This is a genomic window from Sodalis sp. RH14 (assembly GCF_047324285.1).
In the GTDB taxonomy this organism is placed as follows: Bacteria; Pseudomonadota; Gammaproteobacteria; order Enterobacterales; family Enterobacteriaceae; genus Acerihabitans.
The window spans coordinates 5802096-5818025 of record NZ_CP178739.1; the positions used below are offsets into that span (position 1 = coordinate 5802096).

The window sequence follows — 15930 nt, forward strand, 5'->3', positions numbered from 1 at the left end:
GGATTAGTGAAAAAATAACCATAACGCGCTGATAAAGAAAGGTTTTTTTGTAAATCTCAACGTTATTAAAGATATAAACATATTAGCGGTTTTTTTTACTCACAAAGTTATCCACAGCACGATCGCGCGGATCAAGTCCAATCGCCAGTTTTTTTATCGTCCTTTTGCTACGCAAACATTCGTCTCAGGCGGCCAGCTGTGGCATGCTACCCCCTATGATGGCTGACTAAAAAGATCGAATTACGCTATGGCTCATATTGCAGACAATCCGTTAATCCTGGTTGATGGTTCCTCCTATCTCTATCGTGCCTACCACGCCTTTCCGCCGTTAACCAATAGCGCGGGAGAACCGACCGGCGCCATGTACGGCGTGTTGAATATGCTGAAAAGCCTGCTCACGCAGTATAAGCCCAGTCATGTGGCGGTGGTGTTCGACGCCAAGGGTAAAACTTTTCGCGACGAATTGTTCGAACACTACAAAGCTCACCGCCCCTCGATGCCGGATGATTTGCGCAGCCAAATCGAGCCGCTGCACAGCATGGTCAAGGCGATGGGATTACCCTTGCTGGCGGTATCCGGCGTCGAGGCGGACGATGTGATTGGCACGCTGGCGCTCGAGGCGGCGCGTACCGGCCGCGAAGTTCTGATCAGCACCGGCGATAAAGATATGGCGCAGCTGGTATCGCCGACGATTACGCTTATCAATACCATGTCCAACACCATTCTCGGGCCGGAGGAAGTGCGGGAAAAATTCGGTGTTCCACCGGAACTGATCATTGATTACCTGGCGTTAATGGGCGACAGTTCGGATAACATTCCGGGTGTGCCGGGCGTAGGCGAGAAAACCGCCCAGGCGCTGCTGCAGGGACTGGGTAGCCTGGATAATATTTACAGCGACCTGGCAAGCGTGGGCGGGTTGCCATTTCGCGGCGCCAAGACGTTGGCGCCAAAGCTGGAACAAAATAAAGAGCTGGCGTATTTATCTTATCAATTGGCGACGATTAAGACCGATGTGCCGCTTGATTTGCCTTTCGATAAGCTCATCGTGACCGAACCCGACGCGGCGGCATTGCTGCTGCTGTTCAAGAAATACGAATTCAAACGCTGGCTGGCGGATTTGGAAGCGGGCAAATGGCTGCAAGGCCGCATCAGCTCGGCCCCCGTCGCGCGCACTCCGTTTAATGCCCCGCCGGCCCCGGCCGATGAGGATGTTGAGGAGGCGGTGCAGCTTTCCCAGGAGGGTTACCAGGTCATCTACGCGCTGGCGGACCTCAACAGCTGGATAGAGCGGATAAAACAGGCGGGGCAGTTCACCTTCGATACCGAAACCGACAGTCTGGATACCCTGAGCGCCAACCTGATCGGGCTTTCTTTCGCCATTGTCCCCGGCGACGCCGCTTATTTGCCGGTGGGCCACGATTATCTCGACGCGCCGGACCAGCTAAATCGCGACGACGTGCTCAGGCTGCTGAAACCGGTGCTTGAAGACCCGGCCATTCGCAAAATCGGCCAGAACCTGAAATTCGATCGCGGCGTGTTGCAACGTTATGATATCGAACTGGCCGGCATCGCCTTTGACACCATGCTTGAATCCTATGTGCTTAACAGCGTGTCGGGCCGTCATGATATGGATAGCATGGCCGATCGTTTCCTGAAACACACCACGGTGACCTTTGAAGACATTGCCGGCAAAGGCAAAAACCAGCTGACCTTCAATCAAATCGCTCTGGAGCAGGCGGGCCCCTATGCCGCTGAGGATGTGGACGTGACGCTGCGGCTGCATGAAAAACTCTGGCCGCAGATTGAGCGCGAGGACGGCCTGAAAAAGGTCTTCGAGGAAATCGAAATGCCGCTGGTGCCGGTGCTGTCGCGCATTGAGCGTACCGGGGTATTGATCGACGAGAAGATCCTGGCTGCACATTCGGTTGAGTTGACGAAACGGTTGGGCGAGCTGGAAACCGAGGCGCATGAACTGGCGGGGGAAGCCTTTAATCTCTCCTCCACCAAGCAGTTGCAGGCGATTTTATATGATAAGCAGAAACTGCCGATCTTGAAAAAAACGCCGGGCGGCGCGCCGTCGACCAACGAGGAGGTGCTGGCGGAGCTGGCGCTGGATTACCCGCTGCCGAAGCTTCTCCTCGAATATCGCGGCCTGGCCAAGCTGAAATCGACCTATACCGATAAATTGCCGCTGATGATTAACCCGCACTCAAAACGCGTGCATACGTCTTATCAGCAGGCGGTTACCGCCACCGGCCGGCTGTCCTCAACCGATCCGAACCTGCAAAATATCCCGGTGCGCAATGAGGAAGGACGGCGGATCAGGCAGGCATTTATCGCGCCGAAAGATGCCGTTATCGTGGCGGCGGACTATTCGCAAATCGAACTGCGCATCATGGCGCATCTCTCGCGCGACCAGGGCCTGCTCAAGGCCTTCGCCGAGGGCAAGGATATACATCGGGCCACCGCCGCCGAAGTCTTCGGCCTGGCGCTTGAGAAGGTGTCTAATGAGCAGCGCCGCAGCGCCAAGGCGATTAACTTCGGCCTGATTTACGGCATGAGCGCGTTTGGTCTGGCGCGCCAGCTTTCGGTTGGCCGCGCGGAGGCGCAGCGTTATATGAACCTTTACTTCGAGCGGTATCCGGGCGTGCTGGAATATATGGAGCGTACCCGCAGGCAGGCAGAGGAACAGGGCTATGTTTCCACCCTCGACGGCCGCCGGCTGTATCTGCCCGATATCCATTCCCGTAACGGGACGCGCAAAAAAGCCGCCGAGCGCGCGGCGATAAACGCCCCCATGCAGGGCACCGCCGCCGATATCATCAAACGCGCGATGATCGCCATTGACGCCTGGCTGCAAAAAGACCGGCCGGAGGTGCGCATGATTATGCAGGTCCACGATGAACTGGTGTTCGAGGTGCGGCGTGACGCCGTGGAGTCGGCCACGCCGCGCATCAAATCCCTGATGGAAGGCTGTTTCGCCCTGGATGTGCCGTTGCGGGTCGATGTGGGTATGGGGGAAAATTGGGATCAAGCGCACTAAGTGGCGATACACTAAGCATTTTTCGTAATTAAGCTACATAAAAAGGTGATTTGGGCTGGGATTATGGCGCTGGGAACACCAAAAAAGTGAAATTAAACTACAAAAAATTCTTTTGCACAGCGATAATTTGATGTAAAGTTACAGATGTAGGGTACAGAGGTAAGATGTTCTATCTTTCAGACCTTTTACTTCACGTAATCGGATTTGGCTAAATATTAGCCGCCCCAGTCATTATTGGCTGGGGCGTTTTTTATTGTGCGCCATCCCGGCGCCGCGGGTTATTCCGTATACGGCGGTTCTTCATCCGTCGCCGGCGGGGTTTCACTGAACCAAGTGTCCAGCTTAAGGCGCAGCTTGTCGACGCCGGTTTTTTTCAGCGACGAAAACGCTTCCACCTGTATATCTCCCTCAAAAGCCGCCGCGGCTTCCCGCACCAGGTTCAACTGGGCTTTGCACGCGCCGGAAGCCAGTTTATCGGATTTGGTCAGCAGCACCAGGACCGGGATATCCACCCCAACGGCCCACTGCACCATTTGCTGATCCAGGTCTTTCATCGGATGGCGGATATCCATCAGTACCACCAACCCTTTTAAACTATGGCGCTTTTGCAGGTATTCGCCCAGGGCGCGCTGCCACTTACGTTTCATTTCTTCAGGCACTTCGGCGTAGCCATAGCCCGGCAGATCCACCAGGCGTATTTCCGGCTCGACCTCGAACAGATTGATGAGCTGTGTGCGTCCGGGCGTTTTACTGGTCCTGGCCAGGCTTTTTTGATTGGTCAGGGTATTCAGGGCGCTGGACTTGCCGGCGTTGGAGCGCCCGGCAAACGCGACTTCGATGCCGGTATCCGCGGGCAAATGGCGGATATCGGGAGCGCTCATGACAAAATGCGTCATATGGTAGTTGTATGAGGTGATCAAATTTTCCTCTCCCTCGGGATGACTTATTGCCGCCAATTATACGGGGTAAACGCTAAAAAGCGGTTTTTATCTTTATCCGCAACCGCGCCGCCGCCATTGTTATGGCCCGATGTGAACAACCAGGCCGGTTCACGTGAGTAATCGGCATTTTGTCTTTGTAAGAGATCGGCTCGCTACTCACTAAGCATTCTCGTTTAAATTAGAATTAATTAATTATAAATCATAACGTTAAATAATCATCGCGTTAACAAGAGCCCGTTGGCGCGCGCGGAGCGTATTGCGGGTAAAGCTCATTAGGCTACATTAGCAGACAAGGCATGGAGCGCCTGAAAGTGGCACTTTGCAGCGCGCAAAGCGCCATACTTGGCCCAGTGCTCCGCTTTAGCCCGGCACAAAGCCCTTTTCCTACCTTTCCCAGGGATGAATTCTGCTCAGGATGAGCGCGTAAGGGAATACACCCTAACCAATCCGCTTCGTATAGCGTAGAATAAAACATCATCGCAGCGACGACCCGATACACAGGATGTGGACCGTCAGGTTCATTGCCGTGGGGACTGTTTTTCTCGCGAAGCACCTTTACTTTATGGTGGCAGATTAACTGCCACCTTTTTTATTGGCAGGGTTTCTGATAGATTTCGCCGCAATTCCATACTTAATGACACTTACGACAGAGCAGACAACATGAATCCATCAGCAAAAGGCGGGCGCGGTAAACCCGTCGTCGCCAAGAACAAGCGCAAAAGCCGCGAAGAGTTGAATACCGAAGGGCGCGCCCGCCAGCGTCAGAAAAAACGGCGCGGCCTGGCTTCCGGCTCGCGGGCGCAGGAAGGTAATAAAAGCGGGAGCCATAATACTCAGGCGCACGCCCCCGATCGCCGCATCGGCAGCAAAAAACCCGTGCCGCTTCTCGCCGACGGCCCCACGGTAAAAAAACCGGTGGCGCCGGACATCGTTATTCCCGTCACCACCGCTATTCTGCCGGAAGTGGAGCTGGAGAATCTGGAAAACGACGAACGCCTGGATGAATTATTGCAACGTTTGGAGCAAGGCAAAGAACTGTCGGCGCCCGAACAGGCCTATGTGGATAAGACGCTGGATCGCATCGATGAGCTGATGACCCAACTGGGCATTGAGATCGAAGATGATGAAGACGACGACGCCAAAAATGAAGATATGCTGCAATTGCTCAAGCGCGGCCAGAAAGATTCCTTTTAATCTTTGAACCCGCTGCTGCTGCTGATCGCGACGCCGTTGACATGTTATTTAGTGTGGTTATTGAGTAAACTATGGCGGCTCTCGCGACGTAAAGAACGGTTACGTTTGGCCCGGGTCGCCAGGCGAAAACCGGCCGCGCCCGTAAAACGGCGGGGACGGCGTAAATTTGGTAAGGAGTAAGCAGCCATGTCAGTGCCAGCGATAGAATGGGATTCGGCCCTCATTCAAAAATATAACCAATCCGGGCCGCGCTACACGTCCTACCCCACTGCCCTGGAGTTTAGCGAAGGGTATGGCGAGCCGGCTTTCCTCCAGGCGGTGGCGCGCTATCCCGCCCGGCCGCTGTCGCTGTATCTGCATCTGCCTTTTTGCCATAAGATCTGTTACTTCTGCGGCTGTAATAAAATCGTGACCCGCCAGCCGGAAAAAGTCGATCGTTACCTGGATGTGCTCGAGCAGGAAATCCGGCGCCGGGCGCCGTTGTTCCAGGACCGGCTGGTTACCCAGATGCACTGGGGCGGCGGCACGCCTACCTTTTTGTCGCCGGCGCAAATATCGCGCCTGGTGGCGGTGGCGCGCGCGCAATTCCGCTTTGCCCCCGGCGCGGAAATGTCCATTGAAATCGACCCGCGCGATATCGCGCTGGACATGATGGATCATCTGCATGGCGAAGGGTTTAACCGCATCAGCATGGGCGTGCAGGATTTTAACCCTGAGGTCCAGCGGCTGGTTAACCGCGAGCAGGACGAGCAGCTGATTTTCGACCTGATCGGCCGCGCCAAGGCGCTGGGTTTCCTTTCCACCAATATCGACCTGATTTACGGGTTGCCGCGCCAAACGCTGGCAAGCTTCCGGCATACCCTGGAACGGGTGATAACGCTTAACCCCCAGCGCCTGAGCGTATTCAATTATGCGCATATGCCGGCGCTGTTTGCCGCCCAGCGAAAAATCAACACCGCTGATTTACCCGATGCCGCGCAGAAAATGGACATTTTACAGTATTCCATTGCTGCGCTATGCGACGCGGGCTACCAGTTTATCGGCATGGATCACTTTGCGCGCCCCGACGACGAATTAGCCCTGGCGCAGCGCGCCGGCAAGCTGCATCGCAATTTCCAGGGCTATACCACCCAGGGCGACTGTGATTTGTTGGGGCTGGGTATCTCGGCGATAAGTATGATCGGGGATAGTTATGCGCAGAACCAGAAAGAGATGAAAAGCTACGTGGCAAGCGTTGCGCGCCAGGGCAACGGCTTATGGCGCGGCGTGGCGCTGTCGGAAGACGACTGCCTGCGGCGTGATGTGATCAAGGCGTTGATTTGTCAGTTTTATATCGATTTTAATGTGCTGGAAAGCCGCTATGGCATCGTTTTTAACGAGTATTTCGCCGATGACATCGCCCTGCTGCGGCCCCTGGAGCGCGACGGGCTGGTGGCTGTGGCCGACCGGGCGATTACGGTCACGGCCAAAGGTCGCCTGCTGATCCGCAACATTTGCATGTGCTTTGACGTTTACCTGCGCACTAAATCGCGCCAGCACCAGTTCTCGCGGGTGATTTGATCAGCTGAAAAAGTTAAGCAGCGCGGCGCAAAGGATGGCGGCCAGCGCGGTTTGCGGTGCATGGCCCACCGCGGCGGTCATATCCGCGCCCTGGGACAGCAAATTGATTAATGAATCTAACATGGTCTTCCTCCCGGTCAGCGACAAGATCATACTGTCTGCAATCGGGATGTAAAGGGCAAAATAACGCCGTTTTGCACGTTATTTTGCTTTTTTCTACGCCGCTATTCCGCCAGGTTATAAAACCTGGACTTTTATTCCATGCCCAGCTCTTTTAGCTTACGCGTCAGGGTATTGCGGCCCCAGCCGAGCAGCCTGGCCGCTTCCTGTTTATGACCTTGGGTGTGGCGCAGGGCGGTGGTCAGCAGGGTTCTTTCCATCTCCGGCTGGGCTTCGGAAAGCAGGTTCTGGTGACCGGAACGCAGGGCGCGGTCCGCCCATTGCGCCAGCAGGGTGGCCCAACTGTCCGGCAATGATTGAACCGTGGCGTCCGGCGCCGTGCTTTCAAATAACTCCGGCGGCAGATCCTGGATCAACACTTCCTGGCCGGCGGCCATGACGGTTAGCCAGCGGCAGGTATTTTCCAACTGACGGACATTGCCTTGCCATGGCAGGCGGGTCAGCGCGGTTTCGGTTTCCGGATGCAGGTTTTTCGGTTCAACGCCCAGCTCCTTGGCCGCCACCTGCAGGAAATAGCGCGCCAGGCGGGGAATATCCTCCCGCCGTTCCCGCAGCGGCGGTAAATGCACCCGGATAACGTTCAGGCGATGGAACAAATCCTCGCGGAATTTGCCCTCTTGCACCCGTACCTCCAGATTCTGATGGGTGGCGGCGATAATCCTGACGTCGACTTTGACCGGCGCATAACCGCCGACCCGGTAAAACTGGCCGTCCGCCAATACGCGCAGCAGACGGGTCTGGACATCCAGCGGCATATCGCCGATTTCGTCCAGGAATAGGGTACCGCCGTCCGCTTGCTCAAAACGTCCCTGGCGTACCTGATTGGCGCCGGTAAAGGCGCCTTTCTCATGGCCGAACAGTTCCGATTCAATCAAATCCTTCGGAATCGCCGCCATATTCAGCGCGATAAACGACGCCTTGGCGCGCGGGCTATGGCGGTGCAGGGCATGGGCAACCAGTTCCTTACCGGTACCGGATTCACCGTTAATCAAGACGCTGATGGAGGAGCGGGACAGGCGTCCGATAATGCGGAAGACGTCCTGCATGGCCGGCGCTTCACCAATGATATCGGTAGTCGGGCCATTAGGCGGCTGCGCGCGCGCCGGCTGCTGCTGTTCCAGATAGTGGCTGACCGCGCGCTCAACCAGCGCCACCGCCTCATCGATATCGAATGGCTTGGGCAGGTAGTCAAACGCGCCCTGCTGGTAAGCGCTGACCGCGGCGTCCAAATCGGAGTGTGCGGTCATGATGATGACCGGCAGCATCGGATGGCGCTGTTTAATCTGTTTGAGTAATGCCAGGCCGTCCATGCCTGGCATGCGGATATCTGATAACAATACGTCCGGAGTTTGGGTGGAGAGCGCTTCCAGCACTTCATTGCCGCCTTCAAAAGTGGCGCAAGTCAGTCCGGCTCCAGTGAGGGCGCGTTCAAGCACCCAGCGGATGGAGCTATCGTCGTCGACGATCCAGACTATCCCTCGTTGCATAGTGACCTCACTGGCGAATAGGCAGGAACACCGAAAATTCGGTATGCCCCGGCCAACTGTTGAATTCAATTTTACCCGAATTTTGATCGATAAGACTGCGGGCAATGGATAACCCTAAACCGGTCCCGCCCTCACGGCCGCTGACCATGGGGTAGAACAGCGTATCCTGTAATTGCGCCGGTACGCCCGGGCCGTCGTCTTCTATATCAATTCGCGCTACCAAACGATAACGAACGCCGTGCAACGTTAACTGGAACGCGGTACGGGTGCGTATCGTGATCGTGCCACCGTCTTCACCCAGCGCCTGCAGCGAATTACGGGTAATATTCAGCAATACCTGTTCCATTTGATCGGGATCGTGAGCCAGTTCAGGCAGGCTGGGATCGTAATCCCGCAGGAGAGTGACGTTATCCGGCTTTTCCAGCGAGACCAGTTGGAAAACCCGCTCGGCCACCTGGTGAATGCTTTGCGTAACGTGCATGCCGGGCTGCTGCGGCCCGAGCAATCGGTCGACCAGGTTGCGCAGGCGGTCGGCCTGTTCAATGATCACCTTGGTGTATTCCAGCAGCGAGGGATCGGGCAATGCTTTGGCCAGCAGTTGCGCCGCGCCGCGCAGACCGCCCAGCGGGTTTTTGATTTCATGGGCCAGGCCGCGCACCAGATCCCGTGCCGCCACCTGCTGGGCATGCTGAATCTGTTCCTGGCTGAGGCGGCGCTGATTATCCATCGGCGCCAGCTCCATCAGGAAAAAATCCTCGGGCAGGCGTTGCACGGTAAGGGAAAGGATATGCGCCCGCCCGTCAACCACCAACGTGACCTCGTTATCGGTAAACCCCTGGCCGGCGTTAAGGCTTTCGCGCATCAGTTCGACGTTGAGCGAAAAATAGCCCAGCAGCTCAGGCAACGGCGTGCCAAAAAGCTTGCGCGAGCTTTGCGCTAAAAGTTGTTGCGCCGCCGGATTGGCGTAATGAACGGCAAGGTCATTATCCAGCAGCAATATGCTGTTGATCAGGGAATTAAGGATCTGCCCAGCATCGGGCAATGAGCCTGTAGCCATAAAGCAGTCTCCCGCACTCTACCAGTGCATTTAGTCCGTTATGTCGTCATGCGCATGGCTGCGCGCAAGCTTTGCTGGAGAAAAAAGCCCATCCGAAGATGGGCTGAAAGTTTCCACGGCAACAAAAAAACGTCAAGTTATACGCTGTAATACAGCTCGAATTCCACCGGATGCGGCGTCATGCGAATACGGTCTACTTCTTCCGTGCGTAAGGTGATATAGGCGTCGATGGAGTCGTCGGTGAAAACACCGCCACGGGTCAGGAACTCGCGATCCGCGTCCAGCGCCTTAAGGGCTTCTTCCAGAGAACCGGCCACCTGTGGGATTTCTTTCGCTTCTTCCGGCGGCAGATCGTAGAGGTTTTTGTCCATGGCATCGCCAGGATGGATTTTGTTGATAACCCCGTCCAGACCGGCCATCAGCAGGGCGGCAAACGCCAGGTATGGGTTGGCGGCCGGGTCCGGGAAGCGCACTTCGATACGACGGGCTTTCGGGCTGGCGACCACCGGGATACGGATGGAGGCTGAGCGGTTGCGGGCGGAGTAGGCCAGCATAACCGGCGCTTCATATCCCGGGACCAGACGCTTGTAGGAGTTGGTGGTCGGGTTGGTCAGGGCGTTGATGGCCTTGGCATGTTTGATGACGCCGCCAATGTAGAACAAGGCGGTTTCGGACAGGCCGCCGTACTTGTCGCCGGAGAACAGGTTATTGCCGTCTTTGGTCAACGACATATGGCAGTGCATGCCCGAGCCGTTATCGCCGAACATCGGTTTCGGCATAAAGGTCGCCGTTTTGCCGAAGGCATGGGCAACGTTATGCACGACATATTTATAAATTTGGATCTCGTCGGCTTTTTTCGTCAGGCTGTTGAAGCGGGTGGCGATTTCGTTCTGGCCGGCGGTGGCGACTTCATGGTGATGAGCTTCAACCACCAGGCCCATTTCTTCCAGGGTCAAACACATGGCGGAACGCAGATCCTGTGATGAATCCACCGGGGGAACCGGGAAATAACCGCCTTTGATGCCGGGACGATGGCCTTTATTGCCGCCTTCGTAAACTTTATCGGTATTCCATGCGGCTTCAACGTCGTCAATAGCGACATGGGAACCGGAAATGGACGAACCAAAGCGGATATCGTCAAACAGGAAAAATTCAGGTTCCGGCCCAAACAGCACGGTATCGGCAATGCCGGAGGTTTTCAGAAACTCTTCGGCGCGTTTGGCGATGGAACGCGGGTCGCGATCGTAGCCTTGCATGGTGGCAGGCTCAAGGATGTCGCAACGGATAATCAGGGTGGTTTCTTCATAGAAGGGGTCGAGCATCGCCGTGCTGGCATCGGGCATCAGCACCATGTCGGACTCGTTAATGCCTTTCCAGCCGCCAATGGAGGAGCCGTCAAACATTTTTCCATCTTCAAAGAAGTCGGCATCTACCTGATGGGCTGGTATAGTGACGTGCTGTTCTTTACCTTTCGTATCAGTGAAACGCAGGTCGACGAATTTTACTTCGTGCTCGTTAAGCATCGTCAAAACGTGTTCAGCGGACATAACTTGTATTCTCCCGGATGTGCCATTGTCGTCGTGGAACGAAATCGTATGGATCGAATTTTATTTAACTTAGCTGGGCTAGGCTAAACTGGACTGGTATAAACAGTAGCTAAAAGTGTGCCAACATTGCCAAAATGATGAGAAGGGCCGCGTTTCCGGCCTTATTAACCAAAGTCCGCCTGCACCAGATTGGTGGGATAGCGCTATATTAGTGCATTTGGGCAGTAAGTGGGCACTATTTTGGTGCAATAAATGGGGCGAGGTGAAATAATGCACTGAGAAAGGGATGACGAAGCGTCAAAAATGACGCAAATGCAGAGATCGTCGCGATCTTGTTTAGTCCCTCGCTTATTACGTGTACAATAACGCGCTATTTCTAATGCCTGAGGCAAAGTTGTGATCGAAAATTTGCGTAACATCGCCATCATCGCGCACGTCGACCATGGTAAAACTACCCTGGTCGATAAGCTGTTGCAACAATCCGGAACATTGGGTGACCGCAACGACGCCACCGAGCGCGTCATGGACTCCAACGATTTGGAGAAAGAGCGCGGGATTACCATCCTCGCTAAAAATACCGCTATTAACTGGCACGACTACCGTATCAACATCGTTGATACCCCCGGACATGCCGATTTCGGCGGCGAGGTTGAGCGCGTGATGTCCATGGTTGACTCGGTATTGCTGCTGGTCGACGCCATGGACGGACCCATGCCGCAAACCCGGTTCGTGACCCAGAAAGCCTTTGCTTACGGTCTCAAACCCATTGTGGTCATCAATAAAGTCGACCGTCCCGGCGCCCGCCCTGATTGGGTAGTGGACCAGGTGTTTGATTTATTTGTCAACCTCGGCGCAACCGATGAGCAACTGGATTTTCCGATCATATATGCCTCCGCGTTAAACGGTGTTGCGGGCTATGAGCACGAGAACATGGCCAGCGACATGACCCCGCTGTTTGAATCCATCGTCAAGAACGTCGAAGCGCCGAACGTCGACAGCGACGGCGCGTTCCAGATGCAGATTTCGCAGCTTGACTACAACAGCTATGTTGGCGTCATCGGTATCGGCCGCATCAAACGCGGCTCGGTTAAACCGAACCAGTCTGTTACCATCATCGACCATGAAGGTAAGCGTCGCAACGGCAAAGTGGGCCAGGTGCTGGGCCATATGGGCCTGCTGCGCATCGAGTCCAAGCTGGCGGAAGCGGGTGATATCATCGCCGTTACCGGCCTTGGCGAGCTGAATATCTCCGATACCATTTGCGATCAGGCCCTGGTCGAAGCGTTGCCGCCGCTGACGGTGGACGAACCTACCGTTTCCATGTCGTTCGGCGTCAACACCTCGCCGTTCTGCGGCAAGGAAGGCAAATACGTCACCTCCCGCCAGATCCTTGAGCGCCTGAACAAAGAGCTGGTGCACAACGTGGCCCTGCGCGTGGAAGAAACCGTCGATCCGGATACCTTCCTGGTCTCGGGCCGCGGCGAGCTGCATTTGTCGGTGCTGATCGAAAACATGCGGCGTGAAGGTTTTGAAATCGCCGTATCGCGCCCGAAAGTTATCTATCGTACCGTCGACGGCAAGAAACAAGAGCCGTTCGAACAAGTTACCCTGGATATCGAAGAACAGAACCAGGGCCCGGTTATGGAAGCCATGGGCATCCGTAAAGGTGAAATGCGCGATATGCTGCCGGATGGCAAAGGACGCATCCGTCTTGATTACATCATCCCCAGCCGCGGCTTGATTGGTTTTCGCACCGACTTTTTAACCATGACGTCCGGCACCGGCCTGCTGTATTCGTCGTTCAGCCATTATGACGATGTCCGTCCGGGTGAAATCGGCCAACGCCAGAACGGCGTGATGATTTCCAACGGCCAGGGCAAAGCGGTAGCCTACGCCTTGTACAGCCTGCAGGATCGCGGCCGTTTGTTCCTGGGCCACGGCGCGGAAGTGTACGAAGGCCAGATTATCGGCATTCACACCCGTTCCAACGACCTGACGGTAAACTGCCTGACAGGTAAAAAACTGACCAACATGCGTGCTTCCGGCACCGATGAGGCCACGACGCTGGTGACACCGATCAAGATGTCGCTGGAACAGGCCCTGGAGTTTATCGATGATGATGAACTGGTGGAAGTGACACCGCTGTCCGTGCGTTTACGTAAACGTCATTTGACCGAAAATGACCGTAAACGCGCTAACCGTTCGGGTAAAGAAGCTTAAACCCGTCGGCCCAGGCGGCGATAACGTAACAATGCCGGTCTGCGTAAGCAGCCCGGCATTTTTTTGCCCGCCGTTCAGCTATTCCCGGCGATAAAGCAGCCTGATGTCATGCTGTTGGCAATACTCATGAAATTTCGGCGGCGGCGATTGGTCGGTTATCAGGGTATGAAACAAGGATAAAGCACCGATAAAGGCGGGTTTGATGTTGTCGAATTTACTGTGATCGGCCACCAGGATCGCCTGCTGCGACATGGACAACGCGCGATGCTTCATGGTGAGTTCGTCAAAGTTAAAGCAGGTGGCGCCGAAACCGATATCAATACCCGCCGCGGAGATAAACGCTTTATCGGGGCGGATATTATCCAGGATGGAATATTGGGTCAGCGGCGTAAAGATGCAGTTGGCGGGGTGGAACTCGCCGCCGCATAAAATAACTTTGCAATTAGGATGATCCTGTAACGCCAGGAAAGTATTCAGGGAATAGCAGACGGCGGTAAACGCCAGGTCATCGTCAATCGCATCGATGATAAACGGGGTGGTGGTGCCGCAGTCGAAAAAAACCGTGTCGTCCGGCTCGATCAGCGCCGCCGCCAGGCGGCCGGTAAGGGTTTTTTCCTCAACGTGCTTGGCTTTTTGATCCGAAACAAAATAGTGGGTAACGTTATTATTGCGCGGATCGTTAACCACGTAACCGCCCAGCAGTACGACCTGCGCGGGTTCGGCGCTGAGATCGCGGCGGATGGTCATCTCCGAGACGCCCAGCAGGACGGCGGCATCTTTCAAATGAAGCTTATCTTCCCGCTTCAGGGCGAGTATCAGTTTATTAATCCTTTCTTCGCGCCGCGTTTCCATATGACATCCTGCGTTATCAGACCCGATTTCCGCCGGGTTCTCAGAAATTAATAGTCGCTGGCGGACGCCTTGCCCGATACGATCGCGACACCTGAACTGGTGCCGATTCGGGTGGCGCCGGCCAGGATCATGGCGGTGGCGGTCTGGCGATCGCGTACGGCGCCGGAGGCCTTTACGCCCATACCCTCGCCGACGGTTTCGCGCATCAGCCTGACATGTTCTTCTTTTGCGCCGCCGGTGCTGAAGCCGGTGGATGTTTTCACAAACGCCACCTTCAGTTCGCGGCATATCCGGCAAACCGCGACAATTTGTGGTGAACTCAACAAACAGGTTTCCAATATTACCTTCAACGGAATAGCCGCGCAAACCTCGCGGACCGCGCGGATATCGGCGGTTACCGCGTCAATATTGCCGCTTTTGAGCCAACCGACGTTAATCACCATATCTATTTCCTGCGCACCCGCCGCAATCGCCGCCTGCGCCTCGAACGCCTTGGCGGCGGTCAGGCCGGCGCCCAACGGAAAGCCGATCACCGAGCAGACCTTTACCGGGCTGTCGCGCAGCAAGCGCGCCGCAAGCGGCACATACCCGGAATTGACGCAAACCGCATAAAATCCGCACTGTTTAGCCTCGCCGCATAACGTGGTGATCTGCGCTTCGGTGGCATCCTGCGCCAGCAGGGTATGGTCGATGTAAGGGGCAAAATCGATTTCAGGGGAAGTCATGTTAATGTCCTTTATGTGTATTATCACGATAATAATGTGAGAATAATAACATTACAGAAGCCTCTTACAATAGGCATGTGGCAATTTAATTTTCATTAAACGATGTGATCATTGTCATGTTACTAACATTTTTGTCTTGTTAGTGTTAATAAAATAACATTGAATAAGGTTAAAAATATGAGGGCTAATAATTATGGATATCGCAGTTATCGGTTCCAACATGGTGGATTTAATCACCTATATCAAAGAGATGCCTAAAACCGGGGAAACGCTGGAAGCCCCCGGTTTTGAAATCGGCTGCGGCGGCAAGGGCGCCAATCAGGCGGTAGCCGCCGCCAAGCTAGGGGCGGAGGTGATGATGATCAGTAAAGTCGGCGAGGATCTCTTTGCGGACAATACCGTTAACAACCTGGTGCGCCATGGGGTCGATACCCGCTATGTGGAAACGGTGGCGGGCGTATCCAGCGGCGTAGCGCCGATTTTTGTCGATCCAGATTCACATAATCGCATCCTGATTATCAAAGGCGCCAACGATCACCTCGGCGCGCAGGACATCGATCGGGCGGCGGAACAGCTCAAGGGCTGCCGGCTGATTATCCTGCAGCTGGAAATTCCGCTCGCCACCGTCTATCACGCCATTGATTTTGCCGCCCGGCATCAGGTTCCCGTAATCCTTAATCCGGCGCCCGCCACCCGGGAACTGGATATCGCGTATGCCTGCCGGTGCGACTTTTTTATGCCTAACGAGACAGAGCTGGAAATTCTGACCGGCATGCCGGTGGACAGCGAGGAGCATATCCTGCTGGCCGGCCGTTCGCTGCTGGCCAAAGGATTGAAGAACCTGATTATTACCATGGGGCATCGCGGCTCGATGTGGCTAAGCGGCAACGAGGTGTACCGGGTCGATCCGGTACCGGTCGACGCCGTGGATACCAGCGGCGCCGGCGATGCGTTTATCGGCTGTTTTGCGCATTATTTTGTCGCGCGCGGCGATATCAAACAGGCCATGCGCTACGCGTCCGCCTATGCCGCCTACAGCGTCCGGGGTAAAGGCACCCAGCGTTCCTATGCCGAGGCTTCCCAGTTCCATGATTTCCTTGCCACCCTTCATCAGGAATAACATC

At 55.3% G+C, this 15930-nt stretch carries 12 protein-coding genes; 5 read left to right on the top strand and 7 right to left on the bottom strand.

The annotated features are described in order from the left end of the window. Positions 1 to 247 precede the first annotated feature (247 nt). Positions 248 to 3043 carry a DNA polymerase I gene (gene polA / locus ACL2XQ_RS26395; protein WP_413729167.1) on the top strand — a complete coding sequence of 932 codons (2796 nt, stop codon included), beginning with the start codon at positions 248 to 250 and terminating at the stop codon, positions 3041 to 3043. 278 nt (positions 3044 to 3321) lie between these two features. Here polA and yihA read toward each other — a convergent pair whose 3' ends face one another. After that, positions 3322 to 3939, bottom strand: a complete 618-nt coding sequence (yihA, locus tag ACL2XQ_RS26400) for a ribosome biogenesis GTP-binding protein YihA/YsxC (protein WP_410016668.1) — start codon at positions 3937 to 3939, stop codon at positions 3322 to 3324. 705 nt (positions 3940 to 4644) lie between these two features. Here yihA and yihI point away from each other — a divergent pair. Beyond that, positions 4645 to 5178, top strand: coding sequence for a Der GTPase-activating protein YihI (gene yihI, locus ACL2XQ_RS26405; protein WP_413739869.1), 534 nt, complete (start codon positions 4645 to 4647; stop codon positions 5176 to 5178). 186 nt (positions 5179 to 5364) lie between these two features. Beyond that, complete coding sequence (gene hemN, locus ACL2XQ_RS26410; protein ID WP_413739870.1) at positions 5365 to 6738, top strand: oxygen-independent coproporphyrinogen III oxidase; 1374 nt, start codon at positions 5365 to 5367, stop codon at positions 6736 to 6738. Here hemN and ACL2XQ_RS26415 read toward each other — a convergent pair whose 3' ends face one another. The 4 genes from ACL2XQ_RS26415 to glnA form a co-directional block, all read right to left on the bottom strand. Further along, positions 6739 to 6861 (bottom strand): YshB family small membrane protein, encoded by a 123-nt coding sequence (locus tag ACL2XQ_RS26415; protein ID WP_410012823.1) that lies wholly within the window; start codon positions 6859 to 6861, stop codon positions 6739 to 6741. A gap of 131 nt (positions 6862 to 6992) precedes the next feature. Continuing rightward, positions 6993 to 8405, bottom strand: coding sequence for a nitrogen regulation protein NR(I) (gene glnG / locus ACL2XQ_RS26420; protein ID WP_410012822.1), 1413 nt, complete (start codon positions 8403 to 8405; stop codon positions 6993 to 6995). Positions 8406 to 8412: 7 nt separating this feature from the next. Continuing rightward, positions 8413 to 9462, bottom strand: a complete 1050-nt coding sequence (gene glnL / locus ACL2XQ_RS26425) for a nitrogen regulation protein NR(II) (protein WP_410012821.1) — start codon at positions 9460 to 9462, stop codon at positions 8413 to 8415. Positions 9463 to 9599: 137 nt separating this feature from the next. After that, positions 9600 to 11009, bottom strand: a complete 1410-nt coding sequence (gene glnA / locus ACL2XQ_RS26430; protein WP_410012820.1) for a glutamate--ammonia ligase — start codon at positions 11007 to 11009, stop codon at positions 9600 to 9602. A gap of 396 nt (positions 11010 to 11405) precedes the next feature. Here glnA and typA point away from each other — a divergent pair, with 396 nt between their 5' ends. Then, entirely contained in the window at positions 11406 to 13229 is a 1824-nt protein-coding gene (gene typA / locus ACL2XQ_RS26435; RefSeq protein WP_410012819.1) for a translational GTPase TypA, read from the top strand. A 78-nt stretch (positions 13230 to 13307) separates the two neighbouring features. On the opposite strand, the gene deoR is transcribed toward typA, so the two are convergent. Both deoR and deoC read right to left on the bottom strand, forming a co-directional pair. Continuing rightward, positions 13308 to 14081 (bottom strand): DNA-binding transcriptional repressor DeoR, encoded by a 774-nt coding sequence (deoR, locus tag ACL2XQ_RS26440; RefSeq protein WP_410012818.1) that lies wholly within the window; start codon positions 14079 to 14081, stop codon positions 13308 to 13310. Between the two features lie 47 nt (positions 14082 to 14128). Beyond that, positions 14129 to 14806, bottom strand: a complete 678-nt coding sequence (gene deoC, locus ACL2XQ_RS26445) for a deoxyribose-phosphate aldolase (RefSeq protein WP_410012817.1) — start codon at positions 14804 to 14806, stop codon at positions 14129 to 14131. A 193-nt stretch (positions 14807 to 14999) separates the two neighbouring features. On the opposite strand from deoC, the gene rbsK reads away from it, so the two are divergent. After that, positions 15000 to 15926 (top strand): ribokinase, encoded by a 927-nt coding sequence (gene rbsK, locus ACL2XQ_RS26450; RefSeq protein WP_410012816.1) that lies wholly within the window; start codon positions 15000 to 15002, stop codon positions 15924 to 15926. Positions 15927 to 15930: the final 4 nt, after the last annotated feature.

Excerpts from the sequence above, each read along its gene's own strand:
- polA (WP_413729167.1), top strand. The coding sequence starts at position 248 with ATGGCTCATATTGCAGACAATCCGTTAATCCTGGTTGATGGTTCCTCC.
- yihA (WP_410016668.1), bottom strand. The coding sequence starts at position 3,939 with ATGACGCATTTTGTCATGAGCGCTCCCGATATCCGCCATTTGCCCGCG.
- yihI (WP_413739869.1), top strand. The coding sequence starts at position 4,645 with ATGAATCCATCAGCAAAAGGCGGGCGCGGTAAACCCGTCGTCGCCAAG.
- hemN (WP_413739870.1), top strand. The coding sequence starts at position 5,365 with ATGTCAGTGCCAGCGATAGAATGGGATTCGGCCCTCATTCAAAAATAT.
- ACL2XQ_RS26415 (WP_410012823.1), bottom strand. The coding sequence starts at position 6,861 with ATGTTAGATTCATTAATCAATTTGCTGTCCCAGGGCGCGGATATGACC.
- glnG (WP_410012822.1), bottom strand. The coding sequence starts at position 8,405 with ATGCAACGAGGGATAGTCTGGATCGTCGACGACGATAGCTCCATCCGC.
- glnL (WP_410012821.1), bottom strand. The coding sequence starts at position 9,462 with ATGGCTACAGGCTCATTGCCCGATGCTGGGCAGATCCTTAATTCCCTG.
- glnA (WP_410012820.1), bottom strand. The coding sequence starts at position 11,009 with ATGTCCGCTGAACACGTTTTGACGATGCTTAACGAGCACGAAGTAAAA.
- deoR (WP_410012818.1), bottom strand. The coding sequence starts at position 14,081 with ATGGAAACGCGGCGCGAAGAAAGGATTAATAAACTGATACTCGCCCTG.
- deoC (WP_410012817.1), bottom strand. The coding sequence starts at position 14,806 with ATGACTTCCCCTGAAATCGATTTTGCCCCTTACATCGACCATACCCTG.
- rbsK (WP_410012816.1), top strand. The coding sequence starts at position 15,000 with ATGGATATCGCAGTTATCGGTTCCAACATGGTGGATTTAATCACCTAT.